22 protein-coding genes are annotated in these 21,553 nt (G+C 61.5%); 5 read left to right on the top strand and 17 right to left on the bottom strand.

Annotation, left to right across the window (positions count from 1 at the left end):
* Positions 1-204: 204 nt before the first annotated feature.
* Positions 205-396, top strand: coding sequence for a DUF1127 domain-containing protein (locus RA26_RS14190; RefSeq protein ID WP_039184491.1), 192 nt, complete (start codon positions 205-207; stop codon positions 394-396).
* Positions 397-449: 53 nt separating this feature from the next.
* Here the strand turns inward: RA26_RS14190 and RA26_RS14185 are convergent, their stop codons facing one another.
* From RA26_RS14185 to regB, 10 genes are all read right to left on the bottom strand, one after another.
* The gene (locus tag RA26_RS14185; RefSeq protein WP_039184490.1) at positions 450-821 is read right to left on the bottom strand and encodes a Lin0512 family protein; all 372 of its coding nucleotides are present in this window, start codon (positions 819-821) and stop codon (positions 450-452) included.
* The gene (locus RA26_RS14180) at positions 818-1,165 is read right to left on the bottom strand and encodes a Lin0512 family protein (protein WP_039184488.1); all 348 of its coding nucleotides are present in this window, start codon (positions 1,163-1,165) and stop codon (positions 818-820) included. Before RA26_RS14180 ends, RA26_RS14185 begins: the two co-directional genes overlap by 4 nt.
* A gap of 151 nt (positions 1,166-1,316) precedes the next feature.
* Positions 1,317-1,637: a thioredoxin gene (trxA, locus tag RA26_RS14175; protein ID WP_019295334.1), complete on the bottom strand. Its 321-nt coding sequence runs from the start codon at positions 1,635-1,637 to the stop codon at positions 1,317-1,319.
* A 62-nt stretch (positions 1,638-1,699) separates the two neighbouring features.
* Positions 1,700-5,053, bottom strand: a complete 3,354-nt coding sequence (gene addA, locus RA26_RS14170) for a double-strand break repair helicase AddA (protein WP_039184485.1) — start codon at positions 5,051-5,053, stop codon at positions 1,700-1,702.
* The gene (gene addB / locus RA26_RS14165; RefSeq protein WP_193747621.1) at positions 5,050-7,983 is read right to left on the bottom strand and encodes a double-strand break repair protein AddB; all 2,934 of its coding nucleotides are present in this window, start codon (positions 7,981-7,983) and stop codon (positions 5,050-5,052) included. The genes addA and addB overlap by 4 nt, the downstream gene beginning before the upstream one ends.
* On the bottom strand, positions 7,973-8,665 hold the full coding sequence (locus RA26_RS14160; RefSeq protein WP_241482653.1) for a nucleotidyltransferase family protein: 693 nt from the start codon (positions 8,663-8,665) through the stop codon (positions 7,973-7,975). Before RA26_RS14160 ends, addB begins: the two co-directional genes overlap by 11 nt.
* On the bottom strand, positions 8,665-9,663 hold the full coding sequence (locus RA26_RS14155; RefSeq protein WP_039184481.1) for an aminoglycoside phosphotransferase family protein: 999 nt from the start codon (positions 9,661-9,663) through the stop codon (positions 8,665-8,667). Before RA26_RS14155 ends, RA26_RS14160 begins: the two co-directional genes overlap by 1 nt.
* The gene (tsaE, locus tag RA26_RS14150) at positions 9,660-10,136 is read right to left on the bottom strand and encodes a tRNA (adenosine(37)-N6)-threonylcarbamoyltransferase complex ATPase subunit type 1 TsaE (protein WP_039184479.1); all 477 of its coding nucleotides are present in this window, start codon (positions 10,134-10,136) and stop codon (positions 9,660-9,662) included. Before tsaE ends, RA26_RS14155 begins: the two co-directional genes overlap by 4 nt.
* 49 nt (positions 10,137-10,185) lie before the next feature.
* A complete protein-coding gene (locus RA26_RS14145; RefSeq protein ID WP_039184478.1) occupies positions 10,186-11,733 on the bottom strand; it encodes a PAS-domain containing protein in 1,548 nt (515 codons plus the stop codon).
* Positions 11,734-11,822: 89 nt separating this feature from the next.
* Positions 11,823-13,217 (bottom strand): sensor histidine kinase RegB, encoded by a 1,395-nt coding sequence (gene regB / locus RA26_RS14140; protein WP_039184475.1) that lies wholly within the window; start codon positions 13,215-13,217, stop codon positions 11,823-11,825.
* Positions 13,218-13,333: 116 nt separating this feature from the next.
* On the opposite strand from regB, the gene RA26_RS14135 reads away from it, so the two are divergent.
* Entirely contained in the window at positions 13,334-13,954 is a 621-nt protein-coding gene (locus RA26_RS14135) for an SCO family protein (RefSeq protein ID WP_039184472.1), read from the top strand.
* Positions 13,955-14,033: 79 nt separating this feature from the next.
* Positions 14,034-14,588 carry an ActR/PrrA/RegA family redox response regulator transcription factor gene (locus RA26_RS14130; RefSeq protein WP_039184470.1) on the top strand — a complete coding sequence of 185 codons (555 nt, stop codon included), beginning with the start codon at positions 14,034-14,036 and terminating at the stop codon, positions 14,586-14,588.
* Between the two features lie 336 nt (positions 14,589-14,924).
* On the opposite strand, the gene RA26_RS14125 is transcribed toward RA26_RS14130, so the two are convergent.
* Positions 14,925-15,521: an HD domain-containing protein gene (locus RA26_RS14125; protein ID WP_039184468.1), complete on the bottom strand. Its 597-nt coding sequence runs from the start codon at positions 15,519-15,521 to the stop codon at positions 14,925-14,927.
* Between the two features lie 229 nt (positions 15,522-15,750).
* Between RA26_RS14125 and RA26_RS14120 the strand changes: the two genes are divergently transcribed.
* On the top strand, positions 15,751-16,065 hold the full coding sequence (locus RA26_RS14120; RefSeq protein WP_039184465.1) for a hypothetical protein: 315 nt from the start codon (positions 15,751-15,753) through the stop codon (positions 16,063-16,065).
* Between the two features lie 150 nt (positions 16,066-16,215).
* Positions 16,216-17,604, top strand: coding sequence for an adenosylhomocysteinase (ahcY, locus tag RA26_RS14115; RefSeq protein ID WP_039184464.1), 1,389 nt, complete (start codon positions 16,216-16,218; stop codon positions 17,602-17,604).
* Positions 17,605-17,672: 68 nt separating this feature from the next.
* Here the strand turns inward: ahcY and RA26_RS14110 are convergent, their stop codons facing one another.
* The 6 genes from RA26_RS14110 to tsaD form a co-directional block, all read right to left on the bottom strand.
* Positions 17,673-17,945, bottom strand: a complete 273-nt coding sequence (locus RA26_RS14110) for a DUF4242 domain-containing protein (protein ID WP_039184460.1) — start codon at positions 17,943-17,945, stop codon at positions 17,673-17,675.
* A gap of 384 nt (positions 17,946-18,329) precedes the next feature.
* A complete protein-coding gene (locus RA26_RS14105; RefSeq protein ID WP_039184459.1) occupies positions 18,330-18,719 on the bottom strand; it encodes a DUF1761 domain-containing protein in 390 nt (129 codons plus the stop codon).
* 46 nt (positions 18,720-18,765) lie between these two features.
* A complete protein-coding gene (locus RA26_RS14100; RefSeq protein ID WP_039184457.1) occupies positions 18,766-19,188 on the bottom strand; it encodes an EVE domain-containing protein in 423 nt (140 codons plus the stop codon).
* The gene (locus tag RA26_RS14095) at positions 19,188-19,460 is read right to left on the bottom strand and encodes a YciI family protein (protein ID WP_039184456.1); all 273 of its coding nucleotides are present in this window, start codon (positions 19,458-19,460) and stop codon (positions 19,188-19,190) included. Before RA26_RS14095 ends, RA26_RS14100 begins: the two co-directional genes overlap by 1 nt.
* Position 19,461: 1 nt before the next feature.
* Positions 19,462-20,424 (bottom strand): NAD(P)H-dependent glycerol-3-phosphate dehydrogenase, encoded by a 963-nt coding sequence (locus RA26_RS14090; RefSeq protein ID WP_039184455.1) that lies wholly within the window; start codon positions 20,422-20,424, stop codon positions 19,462-19,464.
* Positions 20,421-21,518 carry a tRNA (adenosine(37)-N6)-threonylcarbamoyltransferase complex transferase subunit TsaD gene (gene tsaD, locus RA26_RS14085; RefSeq protein ID WP_039184452.1) on the bottom strand — a complete coding sequence of 366 codons (1,098 nt, stop codon included), beginning with the start codon at positions 21,516-21,518 and terminating at the stop codon, positions 20,421-20,423. Before tsaD ends, RA26_RS14090 begins: the two co-directional genes overlap by 4 nt.
* Positions 21,519-21,553: the final 35 nt, after the last annotated feature.

Raw genomic sequence — 21,553 nt, 5'->3', positions numbered from 1 at the left:
TGCCCCCTATATGGAACCATCCCCCCGCCGGCACAAGAGAGCGGGCGGGATCACAGGCATTGCTACGGTCGCTAGGCCTTTCGCTGCTATGCAGAAAGTGCAAGGCGGGGCTGTTGAACCGGCAATTGCGGGACTCAGCTACGCATCCTACATGAGGCTCACAACCGGCACAGGGTCGGCTGTTTCTTAGAAGGATATGCGCAAATGACGACCGCAAACATTCATGCGCCGCTCGGAGCAGTCACCGTTCTCCGCGTGGTCGACACTATGACCAGTGTGAAAAGCTCCATCGTTGAGTGGTACGAAGCCCGCGAAACCCGCAAGGCTTTGTCCCGGCTGACCGATGCTCAGCTCGATGACATCGGCATGAGCCGCGCTGACATCGCCAAAATCTGAGACTGCAATGGTCGAAGACTTTGAATGAGCCGCCCTGACACGGGCGGCTTTGTTCATTTTGGGGCGGTGATTTTGTATTTCCCAGCCTGATCCGGCAGCCAGGCCTCGACCGCCGCAGTGGCCACAACATGACGGCTGCCTGCGTCTGCATCTTCTACATCCAACCCGCCTTTGACGGCACGCACGCTGGCCCTCCCCCGCGGCAAGTCCTGCGCCACCAGATCGCAATCGACGGCATCCGGCTGCTGCACCCCGATGGTCACCTCCACCCGCATTTCGCTGTGATCGATCCCGAGCTTGGCAAACAGGGTGATCGAAGAATGGTGCAATGCATCCTGAACTGCGCGGCGGGCAGCCTTGGTGTAATCCTGGCCGTAAAGGTCGTTGCCTGTGCCCATTTCCAGGATGATGCGTTTCTCACTCATTCCGCTGCCTCCATGTCAAAGGAAACTACCACCGCCGCATTGGCAATCACCGTGCGCCCGCCATGCGGTTTCTCAATGTTGAGACCGCCTTCCACAACACGGATGCTGGGTTTGCCGTAGGGGAAGATTTCAAGCAGCGCGTCCCTGTCGACGGCGTCCGGTTTCTGCACTCCGATCTCCGCTTCGATGATCATGTCTTCCTTACGGAAATCAAAAAGCTCCGCCATGCTGACGGAGTTGTGCCATAGCGCGTCCTTGATCGCGCGGCGGGCGGCCTCGGTATAATCCTCGCGTCTCAGCGATGTGCCCATACCGAATTCCACCAATACCCGTGTCTTGGCCATTTTGCCTCCATTACCTGTCTCCTGGCGAACCGTTGCAGGACATCAGCGCAAAGAACAGTGCCAGTTTGCTGCCGGCCGGTACGCCAGCGCTCAGAATGAAAAAAGGGCCGCCCCGGCGGGGACAGCCCTTCGAAATCCGTTTGGATCCGGCTTAGATCGACTCTTCGATCCAGCTCTGCAGCGCGGCCTTGGGGGCGGCGCCGGCACGGTTGGAGATCACCTGACCGTCCTTGAAGATGAACAGCGCCGGAATGCCGCGCACGCCCATGGCAGCGGCGGAGTTCGGGTTGCTGTCAACGTCGACCTTGGCGATTTTCACCTTGCCGCCGAATTCCGCGGCAAGCTCTTCGAGAGCCGGGCCAATCTGTTTGCAGGGACCGCACCACTCGGCCCAGAAATCCACCACAACGGGGATATCGGAGTTCTTGACTTCGGCGTCAAAGGTGGCGTCGGTGACGGCTACGGTGGACATATGCATGTCTCCATGAGTGTGTGGCAACTGGATTTGGAACCTATGTACGGGTTAACGGATCGTCAAGGTTCCAGACGCCGCATCAGCGCCGCTGTCACAAGTTCGTGCGGCAGCGGCATCAGGGTGGCTGTTCGGGTCCAGAGCAGCGCGGTTTCGACGGTGCGGCCGGGGTAGATCTGCGCCAGCGCTTGGGCATAGGCACCCATCTGGCGCAGCAGGCCTTCGGGGCATTGAGCGGGCGTTGCAGGCACGGTGGCATTGGATTTGAAATCGACTGCCAGAACATTGTCCGCTGTGACGATAAGCCGGTCGATGATGCCGTGCAGACGGGTTCCATTCAGGTCTGCGGTTACCGGAACCTCAGCCAAACTTTCCGCGGCGAAAATATGAGCTAAACCCGTGTTGCTCAGAACACTGGACGCTTCGGCGAGCAGGTCTTCAGTGTCACCGGCATTCTGCAGCAAGTTGCCGGCGAGCTTTGGCCAGAGACCTTCAGGCCGGCCTGGCAGATGCTCGAGTAAGAGGTGCAGCCGGCCGCCGCGCGCCTTGGCGGCATCTTCGTCCTGGCCCACTTCACCCGGCAGGGCCTTGGCCCCGCCAAGATCAGAGGGGCTAAGCGCCGGTACCGGCGCCTCGTAGGGTCTGGCAGGCCTGTTGAAAACCTCAGGCAGACTGTGTTCCACAACTTTCTCGACTGGCGTTTCAACCAAAGGCAGCCCGTCCCAATCCCCGTGCTGCAGGCGTAAACCTGTCCCGCCAGGACTGTCAAACTCCACTGCACCGCCTTCGTGCAAGGCGTTCTCTGTCATGCGGTACCAGCTGTCCCCTTGCTCGCCTGCGTCGCCGGCCGCAGCGACAATCAGCCACTTTTCGGCTCGGGTTAGAGCCACATAGAGCAGCCGCAGACGTTCATTCTGCAGCTTTTCCTGCGCAGCTTCACGCGCTTCCAGCATGGCAGGCGGCATCTGGTCCTTAGGCAGCTTCCAGACCGGGGTACCCTCAGCAACCATAATCTCCGCGTCCCGCGGCGCTTGGCGTTTCGCGGTGTCCGGCAGGATCACAATCGGCGCCTCCAGGCCCTTGGATCCATGTACAGACATTACCCGGATCATGTTCCCGGCAGCGCCCATCTGGCGTTTGATTTCCAGATCGTCCGTCTGCATCCAAACCAGAAACCCGGTGAGGCTGGGCACATCTGTGCGCTCGTAGGCCAGCGCCTGCGAAAGCAGCGCATTAATGCCGTCCTCTGCTTCTGGCCCCAGCCTGCCCAGCAGTTTCTGGCGGCCGCCGTGACGGGTCAGGATGCGTTCAATCAGGTCAAAGGGGCGCAGGAAATCGGCATTGGCGCGCAGGTCATCCAGCACCGCCATGGTCTCAGGAAACTCCCCTGCCCGCTCCCGCAGCGCTGGCCACAGGTACATCGCTTCCCGCCGGTGCGCGAGGTCGAACAGCGCCTGCTCCCCCCAGCCAAACAACGGCGATTTCAAAGCCTCCGCCAGAGACAGAGAGTCTTCTGGCAGCGCCAGAAACCGCAGCAGCGCGGCGATGTCCTTCACCGCCAGTTCCGCGCCGACTTTCAGCCGGTCAGCGCCGGCAATCGGCAGTTCAGCCTTCTTGCACGCGCGGATGATTTCCGAAAACAACTCCGAACGCCGTTGTACCAGGATCAGAAAGTCGCCGGCCTGCACCGGACGGCGCTGAAACGTGCCGCGTTCCGGGCCATCCTCGGGGATGGTGACACCTGTTTCGATCATCTGCTTGATCGACGCCGCAATCCGTTCTGCCAGGATCACCGTGTGGTGGCGGCTGCTGGGGCGGTCGACAGGGCTTGTCCAGTCTGGATCCTCGTCATCCTCCACCTTTTCGACCACCGGCCACAAGTCCACCCTGCCCGGCAGGTCCGATTTAAAGGCACGGTGCAGCGCGTCCTTGCGAAAGCCGGCGCGCGGGCTGTCCTTGAACACCAGATCGACCAGCTTCAGGATCGCTGCAGAGGAGCGGAAGGAGAAATCAAGTGAGGCATCCTGCAGCCCTGCCCCGGTTTCCGCCAGCCGGTTGCTGAACTCCTGCTGCATCCGGTCAAACGCATCCGGGTCAGCGCCCTGGAAAGAATAGATCGACTGCTTCTTGTCACCGACAACAAAGATCGTGCGCTCCACATCAGAGCGCGCGCCCTCGCCGGCAGTGAATTCCTGCGCCAGCTTCTCGATCACGTCCCATTGCACCGGGCTGGTGTCCTGCGCCTCGTCCACCAGGATGTGATCGATGCCGCCGTCCAGCCGGTACAATACCCAGGTGGCAACACCCGGATCGTTCAGCAGCTGGCGGGCCTTCAGGATCAAGTCGTCAAAGTCGAGCCAGCCGCGCAGCTGCTTGCGGCGCTCATACTCTGGCAGAAAGGCGGCGGCAAACCGGTGCAGGTCGTGGCTCTTGCGCGCGGCGGACAGCGCCAAACGTTTGGCACGGGCATCCTCGACCCGCCGCATCAGCGGTTCCAGCTGATCCATCAGGGGCAGATGGGCTTCGCGCAGTTTCTTGGTTGGGAACTTGTCAATTTTGGCAGTAAACGGCTCCTTGGCGCTGGCGCCGGTCAGGAAAACACTTTCCAATGTGCCCAGATCTGCGAGTGTTGGCTTGGTGATCCCTGCCAGCTTGCCGGCCGCTTTCTGGTCGGTCGAACCGCCCTTCCCCAGCATCTCACGCGTGCGCTGCAGCAATTCTTCCTCGCCGCCCAGGAATACCAGCGTTTCCAGTGCTGTTTCGTCGAACCCTTCAGGCAGTTCGAACAAGTCCAGCAGCCCGGCCCAGCTCAGCGGTTCTCCGAAATCGGCCCGGCGCTGGCAAATCGCGGAGGTCAGTGTCTCAAAGTCGCTGTCGCTTACATGCCGCGCCAGGGCATCGACCAGCGGGGCCTCATCGCCTCGGGCAAAATCCTCCATGATCTCCGCCCGCAGCAGCTGTCCTGCCCGGTCGTCCATTTCGGAAAACTGCGGGCTGACACCAGCCTCCAGCGGGAAGCGGCGCAGCAGCGACGAGCAGAAGGAGTGGATGGTCTGGATCTTCAGCCCGCCCGGCGTCTCGATCGCGCGGGCAAACAGAGTGCGCGCTTGGGCCAGATCCTCAGGCGCGGTGCTGACCTCCCCAAGTTCGGTCAATGCAGCGATCAATGCGGGGTCATCCAGCATCGCCCATTCACCCAGCCGTTTGAACAGACGGTTCTGCATCTCGCTGGCCGCCGCCTTGGTATAAGTGAGGCACAGGATGTGCTGAGGCTGCACACCCTTCAGCAGCAGCCGGGCCACCCGGTCGGTCAGCACCTTGGTCTTGCCGGAGCCGGCATTTGCCGCCAGCCAGGTGGAAGCATCAGGGCGCGCAGCGCGGAACTGCGCCTCGGAGGCGGCGTCGCGGATGGTCATGCCAGATCCTCCGGCTGCGGTTCGGCGCTACGGTCCCATTCGCCGTAGCGCGCCAGGTGGTCATAGTCGCCGGCAATGTCGTCCCTATACACCATGCGGCGGCTCGAATAACCTTGTTCAGGCTCGAAATAAGCTCCAATCAGGGTCTTCAGCTCATCCCAGACCTTGGCCGGCGGCTCTTCCTCAAGCGGTGCGCGCACCTCTTTCATACTGGACCCAAGACCAATGAACAGGGCGCGTGCAACCTCCGCCGGGCCAAGATCGTCAAAGGCGCCCTCTTCTGCCATGGCGGCCTCGATCAGCAGTTGTTTCTCGAACTTCTTCTGCTGGGACTCGCTGGGCGGTGTGCCGGTCTTGTAGTCATAAAGATGCAGGAAACCGCGCTCATCCATGTCGATCCGGTCAGCGCGGCAGGCGATGGTGAAATCCAGCGGATCCAGCCGGGCGCTGCCCTTGGCTTCAAAGGCAACCGGTTTGGCGCGGGATTGCCGCTCCTGTTCTGCCAATACAAAATCGCTGGCAATCTTGCGGATGCGGCTGTGCCACAGGATGCGCGCAACCGGCCAGGGCACGTGGGTTTCCAGCAATTCCCGGGTCTTCTCAATCAGCTGGCTTGCGGTCAGCAGGTCAGGATCCGCCTGTGCTTCCTTGATGAAACGTTCGAACACCTCATGCACCACGATCCCGCGCAGCAGGGCGTCGGGCTCCTGCACCAGCGGGTTCAGCGGCTTCAGCCGCAGCACATGTTTGGCGTAGATCGCATAGGGGTCCCGGATCAGCCGCGGAATCTCTGTGATGGTCAGGCGGCGCGGGCGGGCCGCAACCGGCGGCCGCGGCGACGGGCGCGGCATCTGCGGAATGGACGCGGGTTCCTCCAGTGCGTCTGCCCAGCCCAGCCATTTCTGGCCCCTCGCGCGCATCGCGTTCAGCGCATCGCGGCCGCCCTGATCCGGCAGCCCGGACAGCAGGTTTGTCAGCCGGTTCAACCAGCGCGACGGCACGGTGTCGGCTTCTTCTGACCTCTCAGCGCGGGTCAGCCAGACCTCAGGCGCGGCAATCGCCTGCTGGAAGTCATGCGCCGACAGACCGATACGGCGTTCAGGCAGCAACAGCCCCGCCTGGTTGCGCAGCTGGCGGTTCAGCCAGGGATCAGGGCTGGCGGCCTCCGGCCAGCTGCCTTCGTTCAAACCGCCCAGAATGACCAGATCGGCGCCCTGCACCCGGGCTTCCAGCGTGCCCCAGATCATGATCGAGCCATAGGGCGCATCGCGGTCGCGCACCTCGCCCTGGCTCAGCAGCGCGCCCAGCAGGTCGGCAAAATCACGGGCGCTCATTTCTCCGCCAAAGGGGGCTTCGGCTTCCAGGTTTTCGATGCAGGCGAGGGCGGCTTGCCCGGCTTTCTTGTCCCAAAGTGTCCCTGCGCCATCAGCCTTGCTGCCGGCGGCGATGCGCTCGGCCAGCTGCCGCAGCCGTTCGGCCCAATCGGTCAGGGGCAGGGTGCCGGCGATCTCCTGACCCGCGAAACAGGCGGACAGCCATTCTGTCCAACCGGGGATCAGGTTGCGTCCCTTTTCAAAGCCGGCAAAAGCCGCGGCATCGGGGAAGGGCGGTCCATTGCGGCGCAGCGACAGCTCCAGCTCACGGGTCTGGCGCAAGTGGTTGCCGCGATCAGCGCCGTCATGGGTGAGCGGGTGTTTCAGCAGCGTCAGCAGGCTGTCGCAGGCCAGCAGTTTGCAAAACAGCCCGGCGACATGGCGCAGGAACCGGCCCGGCGGCGACAGCTGAAGTGGCTGGCCGGCGGAATCATCCGGCAGGATGTCCCAGCGGTCCAACGCGGCGGAGACTTGGCGCGTCAGCATCCGGTCGGGCGTGATCAGAGCAGCGGTCTGACCGTCCTCTGCCGCCTGGCGCAGGCGCAGCGCGATGGCCAGTGCCTCGGAACGGGGGCTTGGGGCTTCAACAAGCGTGACGTTTTCCGTGGCTTTGTCCAACCTGGTCAGCTTGGGGCCTTCGCTCATCCAGGCGTCAGTTACCGGAGCAGGGCGCAAGGCGAGGGAGACCAGACGGTTGCGCTCGGGAGAGACCGGTGGTGTTCTAGTCCAAGACACTACATCACCTGGGGCCAGCTCCAAATGTTTCATCAGCTTGTGGAACCGGTACTGCGGATGATCTTCCGAGATCATCGGGTCATCCAGACCACCCCAAACGTGGTCCGGCTGGTCGAAATCGAATCCGGGCAGCACCACCGCACCCTGCGGCAGGCGGGCGATGGCCTGCATCAGCATCAATGTGGTGCCGCGGGAGCCGGTTGAACCGGCCAGGATGACGGGATGCGGCGGCGGGTTTTCCTGCCACTCTCCAATCAGGTTCAGCACCACCTGCCGCTGCCGTGCTTGGGCGTCCATTGCGCCCTCATGCAGACCGGTGAACTCATCTGCGATACCAATGAAGGCCTGCGCCCGCGCCCAATGGCCGGACATGTCAGAGACGTCCAGATCCCGGATGGCATCGGTGCTGACACCTTCCCCCTGCATCTCGTCAATCAGCGCTGCAAGGCTGTCAGACAGATCATAGAGAGAGGCGCGGGAGGCAAGGTCAGGCTGTGCGTCCAGCAGCTTGGCTATCAGCTGCGACAGTTCCAGCCGGCGCCGCAGCGGGGGCAGGGCGGGTGGCAATCCGTCCAATGCAGCCCTCTGCGCCAGATCGGTCAGCATCAGCATGCGTGGCAGCAGCATCGCTGGGCCGTTGTCAAACAGGCTGCGGATGCGCCGTGCCATGCGGGAAGTGTTGACGATCAGCTCAGCCCGCGCCAGTGCCTCCGGCGGCAAGTTTCGGGCCCGCTCCCGCAGCCCTTCGACCAGCGCATGCGGAAAGTCCACGCCGCAGGGCACGGCAAAAACACGCGGTTTGGCGGACGGTTCAAACATCATCTGCGGCAATCAGGTCCTCGGCCAGCGTAATCCCCTCGGGATGGCCCACATCGCACCAGCGGCCTGGATATTCCAGAGCAAACAGCCGGCCGGCTTGGGCAATTCGGTTCCACAGGACATTGAGAGAGAATACCTGTTCCTCGACGTCGTGCAGCCCCTCCGTTTTCAGGATCTGCACCCCGCCATAGACCAGATTCCCGCCGCGGCTGATGCGGCCCTCGGCATCGGCTGAGAAATCCCCATTGCCAGTGCGCCCTGCCGCGCGCTCCAGCGGCACGCAGACCAAAAGCGCATCCATCCGGTCAGGATCCCAGGCCTCTTGCGCCAACAGCAGCGGGTTCGGGCCTTTCCAGATGGCATCCGTGTTCATCGTGAAAACCGGGCCGCTGCCCAGCAGGGGCAGGGCATGCCGCAACCCGCCACCGGTATCGAGAATCTCGGGCGCCTCATGGCTGATCAGCACCTTTTTAGGCTCTAAAAAGGCCTTCAGCGGTTCCGGTTTGTAATGCACATTGGCTGCAATCCGGGCCGGCTGCACCGCTTGGGCCAGGTCCAGTGCGTGGGCAATCAGCGGTCGGCCGGCGACTTCAATCATTGGTTTGGGCTTGTCGCGGGTCAGCTCTCGCATCCGGGTGCCAAAACCCGCGGCAAACAGCATCAAGGCGTTGGGAGCGCGCTGCATCAGGGCCTCAGCTTTTCCAGATTTTCCGGCCTCGGTGCGGGCAGGCTGTCACGCAGAAGACCCGCCACCGGGGCCAGCGCCGGGTGGTCCAGCCCGCGGATGAAATGATCCCAGACCCGTGGAATCAAATCCACATAGTGCGGTTTTCCATGATCAAGGCTGAGCCGGGCAAAGACACCCAGGATGCGTAGGTTCCGCTGCACGCCTAAAACAGTATAGGCGGTACGGAATCCGGATTCATACGCGCCAGCGGCCGCGATGTAACGGCTGATCATCTGCATCTCGATACCCGCCGGCACGTCACGGCGGGCGTCCTGCAGCAGCGACACAAGATCATAGGCAGGGTGGCCGGCGCGCGCGTCCTGGAAATCCAGCAGGCCAACCCGGGCCACACCGTCGCGGTCCGGCAGCCACAGCAGGTTTTCTGCGTGGTAGTCCCGCTGGACCAGAACCGGATCGCCCTTGACCGTTTCACGCAGGATGTCTTCGAACTGGTCTTCGAACCGGGCCTGCAGATCCGGGTCGACCTCGCCAACAATGCCGGCTCGGTATTTCGAAAAGGCCAGCCCGGCCATTTCCGCCATCAGCCGCGGGCCATAGGGCTCCAATTCCGGCATCGGCGCCCGGTGGAGCGCGACCAGCGCGTCGGTCGCCGCCTCATAGAGCTTTTTCTCCAGCGCGGGCTCGCGTTCGATGATGCGGGCATAGAGATCGTCGCCCAGATCCTCCAAAAGCAAAAAACCGTTTTCGCAATCCTGCGCCAGAATTTCAGGAGCACTCAGTCCTTGGGCGCGCAGGTAGCCGGCAATACGGACAAAGGGGCGGACGTCCTCGCCTTTTTCCGGCGGCGCGTCCATCAGCACAATGGTCTGGCCTTCGCTGCCGGTCAGCCGCTCATAGCGCCGGTTGGAGGCGTCGCCGGCCAGCGGTCCGCGCTGCCAGCTGGCATAAGTAGTTTGTAAAAGGAAACTCTCGCACAATGCGTTTCGTTCGGTCATGCGCAAATGCGCTCCATTAGGGGCTGCCATTTTGCATCGCTCCAGCGAAGTGTCAGATGGCGGCGGTCTTCATGTTCCGGGTCCAGGGCCAGCGTCAGATGCAACGCATGCGTCGGTGTCAGCTCCTGCAGCCGGTCAGGCCACTCGACCAGACAGATCGCGTTCTCGAAGGCCTCGGTCAGGCCTAGCTCCTCCAGCTCATCCAAGGATGACAGCCGGTAAAGGTCGGTGTGCCACAGCTCGCCGGCGGGCACCTCATAGGTCTGCACCAATGTGAAGGTGGGCGAAGGCACGTCTTCGGGCACCTCCATCAGCGACTGGATCAGGTGACGGGCGAAATGGGTCTTTCCGGCACCGATTACGCCCTCCAGCAACAAGCAATCGCCGGGGCGCAGGGCTCCGGCGACTCGGGCGGCCAGCTCGGCCGTTTCCTCAGGTGAATTCAGCGTGCAAGCCGCGGTGATTGTCGTCATGGCGGTACAATGACGCCGCCGCGTTACCGCTGCAAGCTGGATTCAAGTTTCAGTCTTGCGGGTTGGCGGCAAAGCGTTCCTGGCCCGCCGGAAGGGCAGCTGCGTCCGGCTTTCGGAAGCTGACCATTGTGGCGCCGTTCTGGATTGCTGTTACCTTGCAGACCATTCTGGTGCCATTGCGCAGCTGAACATGGGACCACCAGGCCTCGCGCCCTTCGCAGCCCGCAACGAAGTCGCGGATCTCGCCCCAGACCGGGGTCGGCGCGCAGGTGTCCTGCCAGATCCGGCTGGCATCCATGATGGACACTTTGGCAAAGCTGGAGTCCGGATCCATCTGCCAGAGGGTGTCATACGCGCTGTTTGAAAAGCTCATGCTGCCGTCATTGGCGAACACCGCGATGGCTTCGTCCATCTGGTCAAGGATCGACTGCCCCATTTCCAGCTCAGAGCGGAACTGGCGGGTAAGGGTGACTTCGGCGGTGATATCCTCGAACAGGAAGGCGATGGCGCCATCCGGATGGGGCCGGCCGGATACTTTGTAGACAGAGCCGGACGGCAGCGACCAGGTTTCCTGGTAACGGCCCTCGGCAGCTGCTTCCAGAAGGTCCGCCATCTGATGGCGCCAGCTGGAATAGCTCTTGGGTTCCGGCATCATACGCTGGTCGCGCAACCGGTCGAAGAAGGTCAGCAGGTTGGGCCGCGAGCTGAGGAAGTTTGCGGGCAGCGCGGTCAGGTCGATCAGCACTGGATTGAACAGCACCAGCTGGCGGTTGCGGTCAAAGATCGCCAGGCCGATTGACAGCTGGGCAAAGGTCTTGGCCAGAGTCTGCACAAAGTTGCGCTGGGCAACCTCGGCGTCGACCACTGCGTTCACATCTACCGCATGGCACAGCCAGCCGGCCTCTGTCTCAGTTGTTGAAACATTGTACCAAAGCTTCTTGCCGCTGTCCGGCATTGGAATATGGATCCGTTCAGGCTTGCCGCTGGTCATTGGATCGTGGAGATCCGTGAACAACGGATCGGCAAAGTCTGAACTGCGACCGCGAATCTTCTGGTTAAGATTATCGTAAGCGAGATTAGACCAGGTGACGTTTCCCTCCTCCGACTGCAGCCAGACCGGGTAGGGGGCCTGATGCACGGCAGCGCGCAGGGTGGTCAGTTCCTGATCCAGGGACTTGTTCTGTTCCTCCAATGTGCTGCGGCGCAGTTGCACGCGGGTGACACCGTCAATCCACTCGCAATGCGCCTCACGGCTCTCAGCAGCGGCAGTGCCTGACAGCACAAGCGGCCCCACATCCTTGAGAAAACCGGGCGATTGCGGCAGGCCAGGATAGCTGCGGGCCAACTGGTCGCGCAGCATGCTCCAATCAAAATTCTCAGCTTGGTCACCGATAAACTTGCGGGCGCCGGAGGACCAGCCGATCAGGCTGCTGTCATCAAACAGAAAGACAGCGTCGGTTCGGCCGTCGGCGGCAAGCAGGTCATGTTCCATGCCATTGCGCCGTGGTGAGGGCGACAGCCACCAGACTGCGGCTGCAGCCGTGGCGGCACAAAGTGCGGCCAGTACAAACCATTCGATCGAAGCGAAATCCTGCATGTCTTCCTGCCTAGCTCAGCTCTCGTTGGCTCTCATGGTTCCCTAAAAATGGTTAAATGAAGTTTAATTGGTTTCCCAAAAGTGAATAGTTAAATTTCTAAAGGCAAATTTTTGCCGGTAACAGGGCCTCCTGCTTCTATGGCGTCGATTTTTTCGCGCGGCCAGACCACTTCAACGATGGCACCGCGCCCTTCGGGCGCATGTGCTGCACTATGGATCTGGTCCCAGTCATTGGCGAACTTCAGCCGCGCCCCGGTGCGCTGGAGCAGTGTCTTGGCAATGAAAAGCCCCAACCCCATGCCCTCATACTCCGGACGCTGCTTCAGTTCGCTTTCCCCCCGGCGGCGGCGCACAAACGGGTCTCCGATGCGGCCGAGCAGATGCGGCGGAAAGCCTTGGCCATCGTCGCTGATCAGAAGAACGATACGCTCGTCGTTCCAGGCTGCATTGATCCAAACGGTGGATTTCGAGAAATCCACCGCGTTCTGGACCAGATTGCGCAGCCCGTGAATGATCTCTGGCTTGCGCAGGACAGTGGGCTGCTGAAAATCACCGCCTTCCAGCGGTTCCTCGTGATAAAGGACAGCCTTGCCGCGATGCATGTGCGGCTCTGCGGCTTCGGTCACTAGGGTTGAAAGAGGAGCCTGGCGCAGGTGCAGGTCGTCTTTGCCTGCCCGCCCCATGCTGCGCAGGATATCCCGGCAGCGGTCAGCCTGTTCGCGGATCAGGGCAGCATCCTCGCGCAGGTCCGGGCGGTCGTCCAGTTCTTCGATCAGCTCGGCGCTGGTCAGTTTAATGGTGGCCAGCGGTGTTCCCAGCTCATGCGCTGCTGCGGCCACCACACCACCCAGATCAGTCAGTTTCTGTTCGCGTGACAAGGCCAGTTGGGTGGCGCTTAGTGCGTCCGACATCAGCCGCATCTCGTTACTGACGCGGAAGGAATAGGCACCGATAAAAAGAATCGCGATGACGATGGCGATCCAGTTGCCGAAAATGAACACATCCGGGATCCGCAGGATAAACCCCTGCTCAGTCCGCAACGGCAGGTGGAATTCAGCCATCAGGGTGACCAGGATGATGGCTGTTGCCCCGATGATCAGGGTGGAGCGCAAGCCCATCACCGCCGCGGAAATTGTCACCGGTCCCAGCACAAGCAGGGCAAAGGGGTTGTTCAGCCCGCCGGTCAGATACACCAGAAAGGCGAGCTGCAGCAGGTCGAACAGAACCATCAGGAAGTTTTCAAACTCGCTGAGGCGCTTGTTTTCCGGGAAGGCGAAGATGGCAATTAGGTTGCCGGCCGCGGAGATGCCGATCGCCAGGTAACACAAACCCAGTTCCAGTTGCAGGTTGAACCGGTGCTGTGCCACCGCAATAGCGGTGATCTGCCCGGCAATGGCCACCCACCGCAGCAAAATCAGTGTCCGCAGCCGGACCCAATGACTGTGATCGTGGCTGCTTGCCAGCATGAAACGTCGATCGTTCATCCGGTTCGGTGCTCCCGCAGATGTGACGCCGTGCGCCAGTTGCATCGGCTGTATTTCTTGATAGGTCTGGCGCCGCAAACGATCAACAACCCTTCCCTGACGAAAAGTGTGATCCCATGACCCGCATCTATGCTCTTCTAGCTGTTGCTTTTGTCGCTGCCCTAGTAGGCGGCGCCTGGTTTCTGACCCGTGGGGGCAGCGGGGGTGACAAATTCGCGCAGTGCCGCAGCAGCCAGATCGCAGGCGGAACGGAAACCATCGGCGGGCCGTTCGAACTGGTCAATGCCAAGGGTGAAACCGTCACCGACAAGGATGTGATTACCGAGCCGTCCATCGTCTATTTCGGCTACACATTCTGCCCCGATGTCTGCCCGATGGATGCCGCCCGCAACGCGGATGCCATCGACGTTCTGGCAGAGCGCGGCATCAGCGTGACGCCGGTGTTCATTTCCATCGACCCGGACCGGGATACCCCTGAAGCCGTTGGTGATTTTGCCGCCAACCTGCATGAAAAGATGATCGGGCTGACAGGTTCGATAGAGCAGGTGAAGGCTGCCAGCCAGGCCTACAAAACCTACTTCAAGAAGAACGAGGGGGATGAGGATTACTACCTCGTCGACCATTCCACCTTCTCCTATCTGGTGATGCCGGATGAAGGCTTCGTTGAGTTCTTCCGCCGCGATGAAACCGCAGAGCAGATGGCAGATAAAACCGCCTGTTTTGTCGGGAAAATCTGAAGCAGGATAGCTGTTTGACCTTTTCCCCTGCCCGGACATATTCTTGCGCCAATAGATAAAACCGCGCGGAGGACCGGGCATGGCCGAAACTGCTCTTCAGGAAATTGGACCTGACAAGACATTGCTGCTCGTAGATGATGACGAGCCGTTTCTGCGGCGCTTGGCCAAGGCAATGGAGAAACGCGGTTTTGAGGTGGAGACCGCAGGCTCTGTCGCCGCAGGCAGCGCCATCGCAACCGCTCGCCCGCCGGCCTATGCGGTGGTTGATCTGCGACTGGAGGACGGCAACGGCCTGGATGTTGTCGAGGTGCTGCGCGAGAAACGCCCCGACAGCCGGGTTGTAGTGCTGACCGGCTATGGCGCAATCGCCACGGCCGTTGCAGCGGTCAAGATTGGCGCGACGGATTACCTGTCCAAGCCGGCCGATGCCACCGACATCATGAACGCGCTGCTGTCCACCGGAGATGAGCTGCCGCCGCCGCCGGAAAACCCGATGAGCGCTGACCGGGTGCGCTGGGAACATATCCAGCGGATCTATGAGCTCTGCGACCGCAATGTTTCGGAAACCGCCCGTCGGCTGAACATGCACCGCCGCACCCTGCAGCGGATCCTCGCCAAGCGCAGCCCGCGCTGAGTATTTCAGATCGGGCAAGGGATAACACCTTGCACCACAGGGTGTTGCGCACCCTGAGTACGCTGGTCTCACCGGATCTTAAGCGGTGTGCGGCATAGTCCCAATTGATCGCGGTCAACCGCCGGGCCTGACACCTCCGGCACTTTGGAACAGGGTTCTGTGGCAGGGGCACGCACTGACGACGTTTCGCGTGCGGGGGGAAACTCCCGTCCCGCCTCCGCCCCTTGGCGGCGCCGCCATCCTTAACTTGCACAGGCTCCTACGCAGCACATGCAGCAGGACAACGAATGAAAACACCGGCAGGGCATCGCCTTGGCTGGGTAAACCCCGTTCCGGTCACATCTGCCGCAAAAGCGCCTCGTGCCGGGCAATGAAATCCTGCCGCACTTCGACCGGCGGGCGCAGGCGGATGTGCAGGCCGTCGGCAATCTCGGCATTCGGGCGGCCAAAGAACTTGCCGGCTTCTTTCTCTGAAAACCCCGCGATCTGCACCGCTTCCATCCAGGCGCTGACCTTGTCCGCCCGCTTGATCTGCGTCTTCACCGTTTTGGGCAGCGCCGCCGGCAGCCCGAACCGCAGGTGGATGGCAGCAGTCAGCCGCTGATCCAGATCCCCGTAACCGGGACCGACTGCGGCCTTCACAGGAGAGATCATGTCGCCGATCACATATTCCGGCGCATCATGCAGCAGCGCTGCCAGCCGCCATTTGATCGGTGCGTTGGGCTGCATCCGCGAAAAAATGTCCTCGACCAGCAGCGAATGCTCAGCCACCGAATAGGCAAAATCCCCCATCGTCTGGCCGTTCCAGCGCGCCACAAAGGCCAGCCCGTGCGCAATATCTTCTATCTCGATATCGACGGGCGTTGGATCCAGCAGGTCCAGTCGGCGGCCGGATAGCATACGCTGCCAGGCGCGGGCGGGTTTGGAGGGCATGGGGTTGTCCTGTCACTGTATTCCCCCATTGACTACCTTCTGGGGCATTAGCGGGCAATGCTTGCCGTCCTTTGAGTGTTTGCGCGAACACGGATGAAAACGGGCAGTTTATGCCGCGTGAGTTTGAAAAAGGTGCCTCCCGAACCAATATTAAAGGGACAAGGGGCACCGCCCCCTCCCTGCGGCAAACCCCTTTTGCGAACTGACACGCAACAGAAAGGAGTTTGTCATGTTCAAGCGTTTACTTGGTCTTTCCCTGTTGTTCGGCATGGCAGCGACAGCGCCGCCGGCCTTGGCAGCCAGCTGCGGCGACCGTGAGGTCATGACGCAAAAACTGGAAAGCGGATACTCCGAGCGGCTGACTGCCGGCGGATTGCAGAAAAGCCGCCCGGAAGCGACAGTGATTGAAGTTTGGTCTTCGGATGAAACCGGTACATTCACGGTTCTGGTCACACATGCAAACGGGATCAGCTGCGTTGTCGCAACTGGATCCTCCTTTTTCCACATTGCGGAAAAAGCGCCTGACCTGGGCACGCCAAGCTGAAAGAGGCCGCCTGACAGGCTTCCCCTCCTACCTGACACAAGTCGAAAAGCCTGAGCCATCGGCTCCGGCTGCGGGTATCTTCGTTGAATATCAACTATTGCAGTGCTAGGCCCTGCACCAAGTGTACTCGTAACCGGAATGGAGCAGACTATGGCCGGGGATTATATCGTCAAGGACATCGCGCTGGCAGGCTTTGGCCGCAAAGAGCTGGACATCGCCGAAACCGAAATGCCGGGCCTGATGGCCCTGCGCGAGGAATACGGCGAAAGCAAACCGCTGAAAGGTGCGCGTATCGTCGGCTCGCTGCACATGACCATTCAGACCGCGGTTCTGATCGAGACGCTGGTGGCGCTGGGTGCGGATGTGCGCTGGGCCTCCTGCAACATCTTCTCGACCCAGGACCACGCCGCCGCGGCAATTGCCGAGGCCGGCATTCCGGTCTTTGCGATCAAGGGCCAGACCCTGGAAGAGCACTGGGATTACCTCGACAAATCCTTCATGTTCCCCGAAGGTGCCAACCTGATCCTGGATGATGGCGGCGACGCCACCCTTTACGTGCTGCTGGGCGCCCGCGCCGAAGCGGGCGAGGAGATCATCCCGGTGCCGCAGTCCGAGGAAGAAGCGGTCATCAAGGCGCAGATTATGAAGCGCATGGAAGCATCGCCCGGCTGGTTCACCAAGACCCGCGACGCAATCCTCGGCGTGTCCGAGGAAACCACCACCGGCGTTCACCGCCTGTATGATCTGCAGAAAAACGGCCAGCTGCCGTTCCCGGCGATCAACGTGAACGACTCTGTCACCAAGTCGAAATTCGATAACAAATACGGCTGCAAGGAATCGCTGGTCGACGGCATCCGCCGGGCCACCGACACCATGATGGCCGGCAAGGTTGCCGTGGTCTGTGGCTATGGCGACGTCGGCAAAGGTTCGGCGGCGTCCCTGCGCGGCGCCGGTGCCCGCGTGAAAGTCACCGAAGCCGATCCGATCTGCGCTCTGCAGGCCGCCATGGATGGTTTCGAAGTCACCTTGCTGGAAGATGAGGTCGCCACCGCTGACGTGTTCATCACCACCACTGGCAACAAGGACGTGATCCGCATCGAGCACATGCGCGAGATGAAGGACATGGCGATTGTCGGCAACATCGGCCACTTCGATAACGAGATCCAGGTCGCCGCGCTGAAGAACCACAAATGGACCAACATCAAGGATCAGGTCGATATGATCGAGATGCCCTCGGGCAACCGTCTGATCCTGCTGTCCGAAGGCCGTCTGCTGAACCTCGGCAACGCCACCGGCCACCCGTCTTTTGTGATGTCTGCGTCCTTCACCAACCAGGTGCTGGCCCAGATCGAACTTTGGACCCGCGGCGACCACTACGAAAACGACGTCTACATCCTGCCCAAGCACCTGGACGAAAAAGTCGCCCGCCTGCACCTGGGCCGCATCGGCGTCAAGCTGACCCAGCTGAGCTCTGAACAGGCCGCCTATATCGGCGTCAAACCGGAAGGCCCGTTCAAGCCGGAGCACTACCGCTACTAAGCGGTAAAAGCAGAACTTCCAGAGCGTCGCCGGGGAAATCCGGCGGCGCTTTTCTTTTGCTGGTTTGCCTATTTGCCGGTGGTGGGGTCGATGACAGTTTCGATTCTAGTGATTTTACTGGCTGGGAAGCCGCTCAGCTTCGCGTGTTCATGTATCGCGTCTTCGGAGTCGGCCAGGTAAATGCAGAATGTTTTGTCGCCGGCAACGTAGGAATGCTGCCATTGGACCCGCGGGGCCAGTTTGGCCAGCGCGTCATTGGAGGTGCGCGCAGCGCCGCCAAGTTCTTCACCGCTCATGCTGCCGACCTTCGGGATGTCCCGTTCGATGAGAAACCTTTGCATAGGATAACCTCCTCCGTGTCACTGGTACGCAGGCCTCAATATAGGTCCCTGGCCCGGAAAGGCATCCGCTCTGGTAGCGAATGGCGGCGGCAACGCGATTGAGGGATCTGGAACTGTGGACCCGGAGGAAGGACGCGGCTCAGCTGGCAATACCTCAAGATGAAACCTTCCGGTTTGCTTCCCGTCACTTCTGATTTAGCTCGCATTGTCCGGGTTATTGCTTTGCGGAATCGGCGCTGGGCGGCCTATACCTAAGAAACCGGCCAGGACGGCCAGGAACCAGATTTTCATACGCGTGTGGTGGATAGTGGAGCACGCGGGGTGGAAGGGAAGGTCCTGATTGTCCTCAGGTCCTTCCCTTTTTCATTTCAGATCCGTGTCAGCTTAGAACAGCGTCAGCACCAGACCGGCCGCCGCGCAGGCCAGCGTTGCATATCCGCCATCAATCAGCGTCAGTTTCACCGGCCGCATCCCGTACATATTATTGAGCGCAATCCAAGGGCTGATGAAAAACAGACCGACGCCGGCGCCGCCGACCAGCCCTGCACCCAGGGTTTCGATGCCTGACAGGCTGAACACATGGCGCATCATGCCAGCCACAATCAGCTGCAAGACAAAGGCCATGGCAAAGATCATCGGACTTTGCCCGCCCTTCGGTTTGCCGCTCTCGTCAATTTCAACGCCTGACGCTTCGATCCACGGCTTGGCCAATGCACCGTAGTAAACAGCGCCCAGCACAAACGCCGCCGCTGCTGCAACAATCACACTCAGCATAAAGCTCTCCTCAATGGTTTCAGCCACTTGAGAGCAGAGTGGCAGATCAGCCGGGGTCTGTCTCCCCCAGCGCGCAGATGGCGGCCCATTCGGCCTCGCTCACCGGCTGCACCGACAGGCGGGAGTTTTTCACCAGCACCATCTCCTCCAACCGCAGGTCGGCCTTGATCTGATCCAGACTGACCGGCTTGGCAAAGGGGCGCAGCGCCTTGATGTCCACGCATTCCCAACGGTCGTCCTCGGTGGTGCTGTCGGGATGCGCCTCCGCGCATACCTCAACAATGCCAACCACGGATTTCTCTTTCTGCGAATGATAGAAAAAGCCGCGGTCGCCAATTTTCATCTCGCGCATAAAGTTGCGCGCCTGGTAGTTGCGCACGCCGTCCCATTCCTCGCCTGCGTCCCCTTTGGCAACCTGGTTATCCCAGCTCCAGGTGGAGGGTTCGGATTTGAACAGCCAGTAGCGCATCAGCCGATGACCTTTTTCCATGTGATCAGTTCGACAGCTTCAAACAGGCCGGCTTTTTTGTAGGGGTCATTCGCCGCCCAGGCTTCGCCCGCTGCCATGTCTTCGACGTCCAGAATAATCAGGGAACCGGCCATATTGCCATCCTGATCCAGCAGCGGGCCCGCCTGTGCCACGGCGCCAGTGTCGTTGATATAGGCCAGATGGGCGTCACGGTTGTCGAGCCGGGTCTGCAGATGGCCGGGTTTGTCGCGGGCGATCAATGCGATGAGCATTTTATTCCTCTTTTAATGGTCTTTTAAGCAAATGTGCCGCTGCCTCGCTGATCGTCAAGCGCTGATCTACTAAATTGGTTACTGTGAGCGTGACCGGCATATCCAAGGCCATCCGCTGGGCCTGCGCGGCGACGGCCCTCGCGGTGGCGGCGCCTTCCACCGTTATGCTGGGGTCAAATTCCTCTCCGCGGCCAATGGACAGGCCCAGCCGGTAGTTGCGCGAGAGGTCAGAGGTGCAGGTCAGCGCGAGGTCGCCAAACCCCGACAGCCCGGCCAGGGTCTCCGCCTTGGCGCCGCAGGCGAGCGCCATCCGCTGCATCTCCGCATAGCCGCGGGTCATCAGCGCTGCACGGGCACTGTCGCCAAGGCCCGCACCGATTACGGCGCCGCAGGCAATAGCCATCACGTTTTTCAGTGCGCCGCCGATTTCCGCGCCGATGGTGTCCGTGGTCCGGTACAGGCGCAGATTGGCTGTGGTCAGCTGTTCCTGCAGGGACTTGCACAGATCGGCGTCGCCGCAGGCCAGCGTCAGCGCGGTTGGCAGCCCCCGGGCGATGTCAGCGGCAAAGCTCGGCCCGGTCAGCAGCGCGGCCTGCGCATCCGGCAGAACTTCGCGGATAACGGCCACCGGGCCGAGCCCGCTGTCCAGCTCAATTCCCTTGCAGCAGGCAACAAGCGTTTTTCCTACCAGGTACTCTTTGTACTCCTCAAGCACACTGCGCAGCGTTTGCATCGGCACCGCCAACAGCAGAACTTCGGACTGGCAGGCCCCGGCAATATCTGCGGTGACAGAGAGGTTCTCCGGCAGTTCCACACCGGGCAGGCGGGTGCCGTTGCGGCGGCTGTCCTGCATCGCCTGAGCCTTCATCGCGTTGCGCGCCCACAGGGTCACCGGGCCATTCCCAGCCAGAGAAATCGCCAAAGCTGTGCCGAAGGCGCCTGATCCCAATACCGAAATGCTCATGCTTTGGCTCCCTTGCGGCCTGATCCGATCAGTGCCGGGCTGCTTTGATCCAGCGGCCAGCGGGGACGGGCGGTCAGATCCAGCCCGTCGCGCGCGCCTGCCTTGAACCGCTCCAGCCCTGCATAGGCGATCATTGCCGCATTGTCGGTGCACAGCCGCAGCGGCGGGGCGGTAAAGGCAGCGCCAGCCTCTGCGCAGACTGTCTCTAAAGCAGAACGGATGGCGGTATTTGCTGCCACACCGCCAGCCACGGCAATGGCCGGCTGCGCTGGCTGCTCTTCCAGATACAGACGGATGGCGCGGCGGGTTTTCTCCGCCAAGGTATCAACCACGGCTGCCTGAAACCCTGCACACAGGTCGGCGCGGTCCTGACGGGTCAGGCCGCCCTTTTCCGCCACAATCTGATCGCGCATCCGCATCAGCGCGGTCTTCAGGCCGGAGAAAGACAGGTTGCAATCGGGCCGGTCCAGCAAGGGCCGGGGAAAGCGGAACCGCTTGGGGTCGCCCTTTTCCGCCTCAGCCTGCACCGACGGCCCGCCGGGCTGCGGCAGGCCCAGCAGGCGGGCGGTTTTGTCAAAGGCCTCGCCCGGTGCGTCATCGATGGTGCCGCCCAGCCGGGTGAAATCCTCAGACCCGCGCACCAGCAGATACTGGCAGTGGCCGCCGGAAACCAGCAGCATCAGATAAGGATAGGCGATCCCGTCCGTCAGCCGTGGTGTCAGTGCGTGGCCTGCCAGGTGGTTTACTCCGATCAGCGGCAGGCCGGTCGCGGCGGCAATCCCCTTGGCGCACATCACGCCGGACATCACGCCGCCGATCAGTCCGGGGCCGGCCGTGACGGCAACCGCATCCATGTCTCTCAGGCTCAGCCCGGCCTCTACCAGCGCATCACGGACGCAGATGTCCAGCTTTTCGGCGTGGGCGCGGGCGGCAATTTCCGGTACCACGCCGCCAAAGGCACTGTGCAGCTCGGTTTGGCCGAACACGACCGAGGACAGGACCTCTGGCTTGGTGCCCTCTGCCTGCCGCACCACGGCGGCGGCGGTGTCGTCGCAGCTGCTTTCCAGCCCCAGGATTGTCAGGGTCTTTGTCATAGCCTTACCGTTGCATCAAACTGCCGCCGGGGCTA

This window comes from Leisingera sp. ANG-M7 (assembly GCF_000813965.1).
GTDB lineage: Bacteria > Pseudomonadota > Alphaproteobacteria > Rhodobacterales > Rhodobacteraceae > Leisingera.
This window is presented reverse-complemented; position numbering and strand designations above follow the sequence as displayed.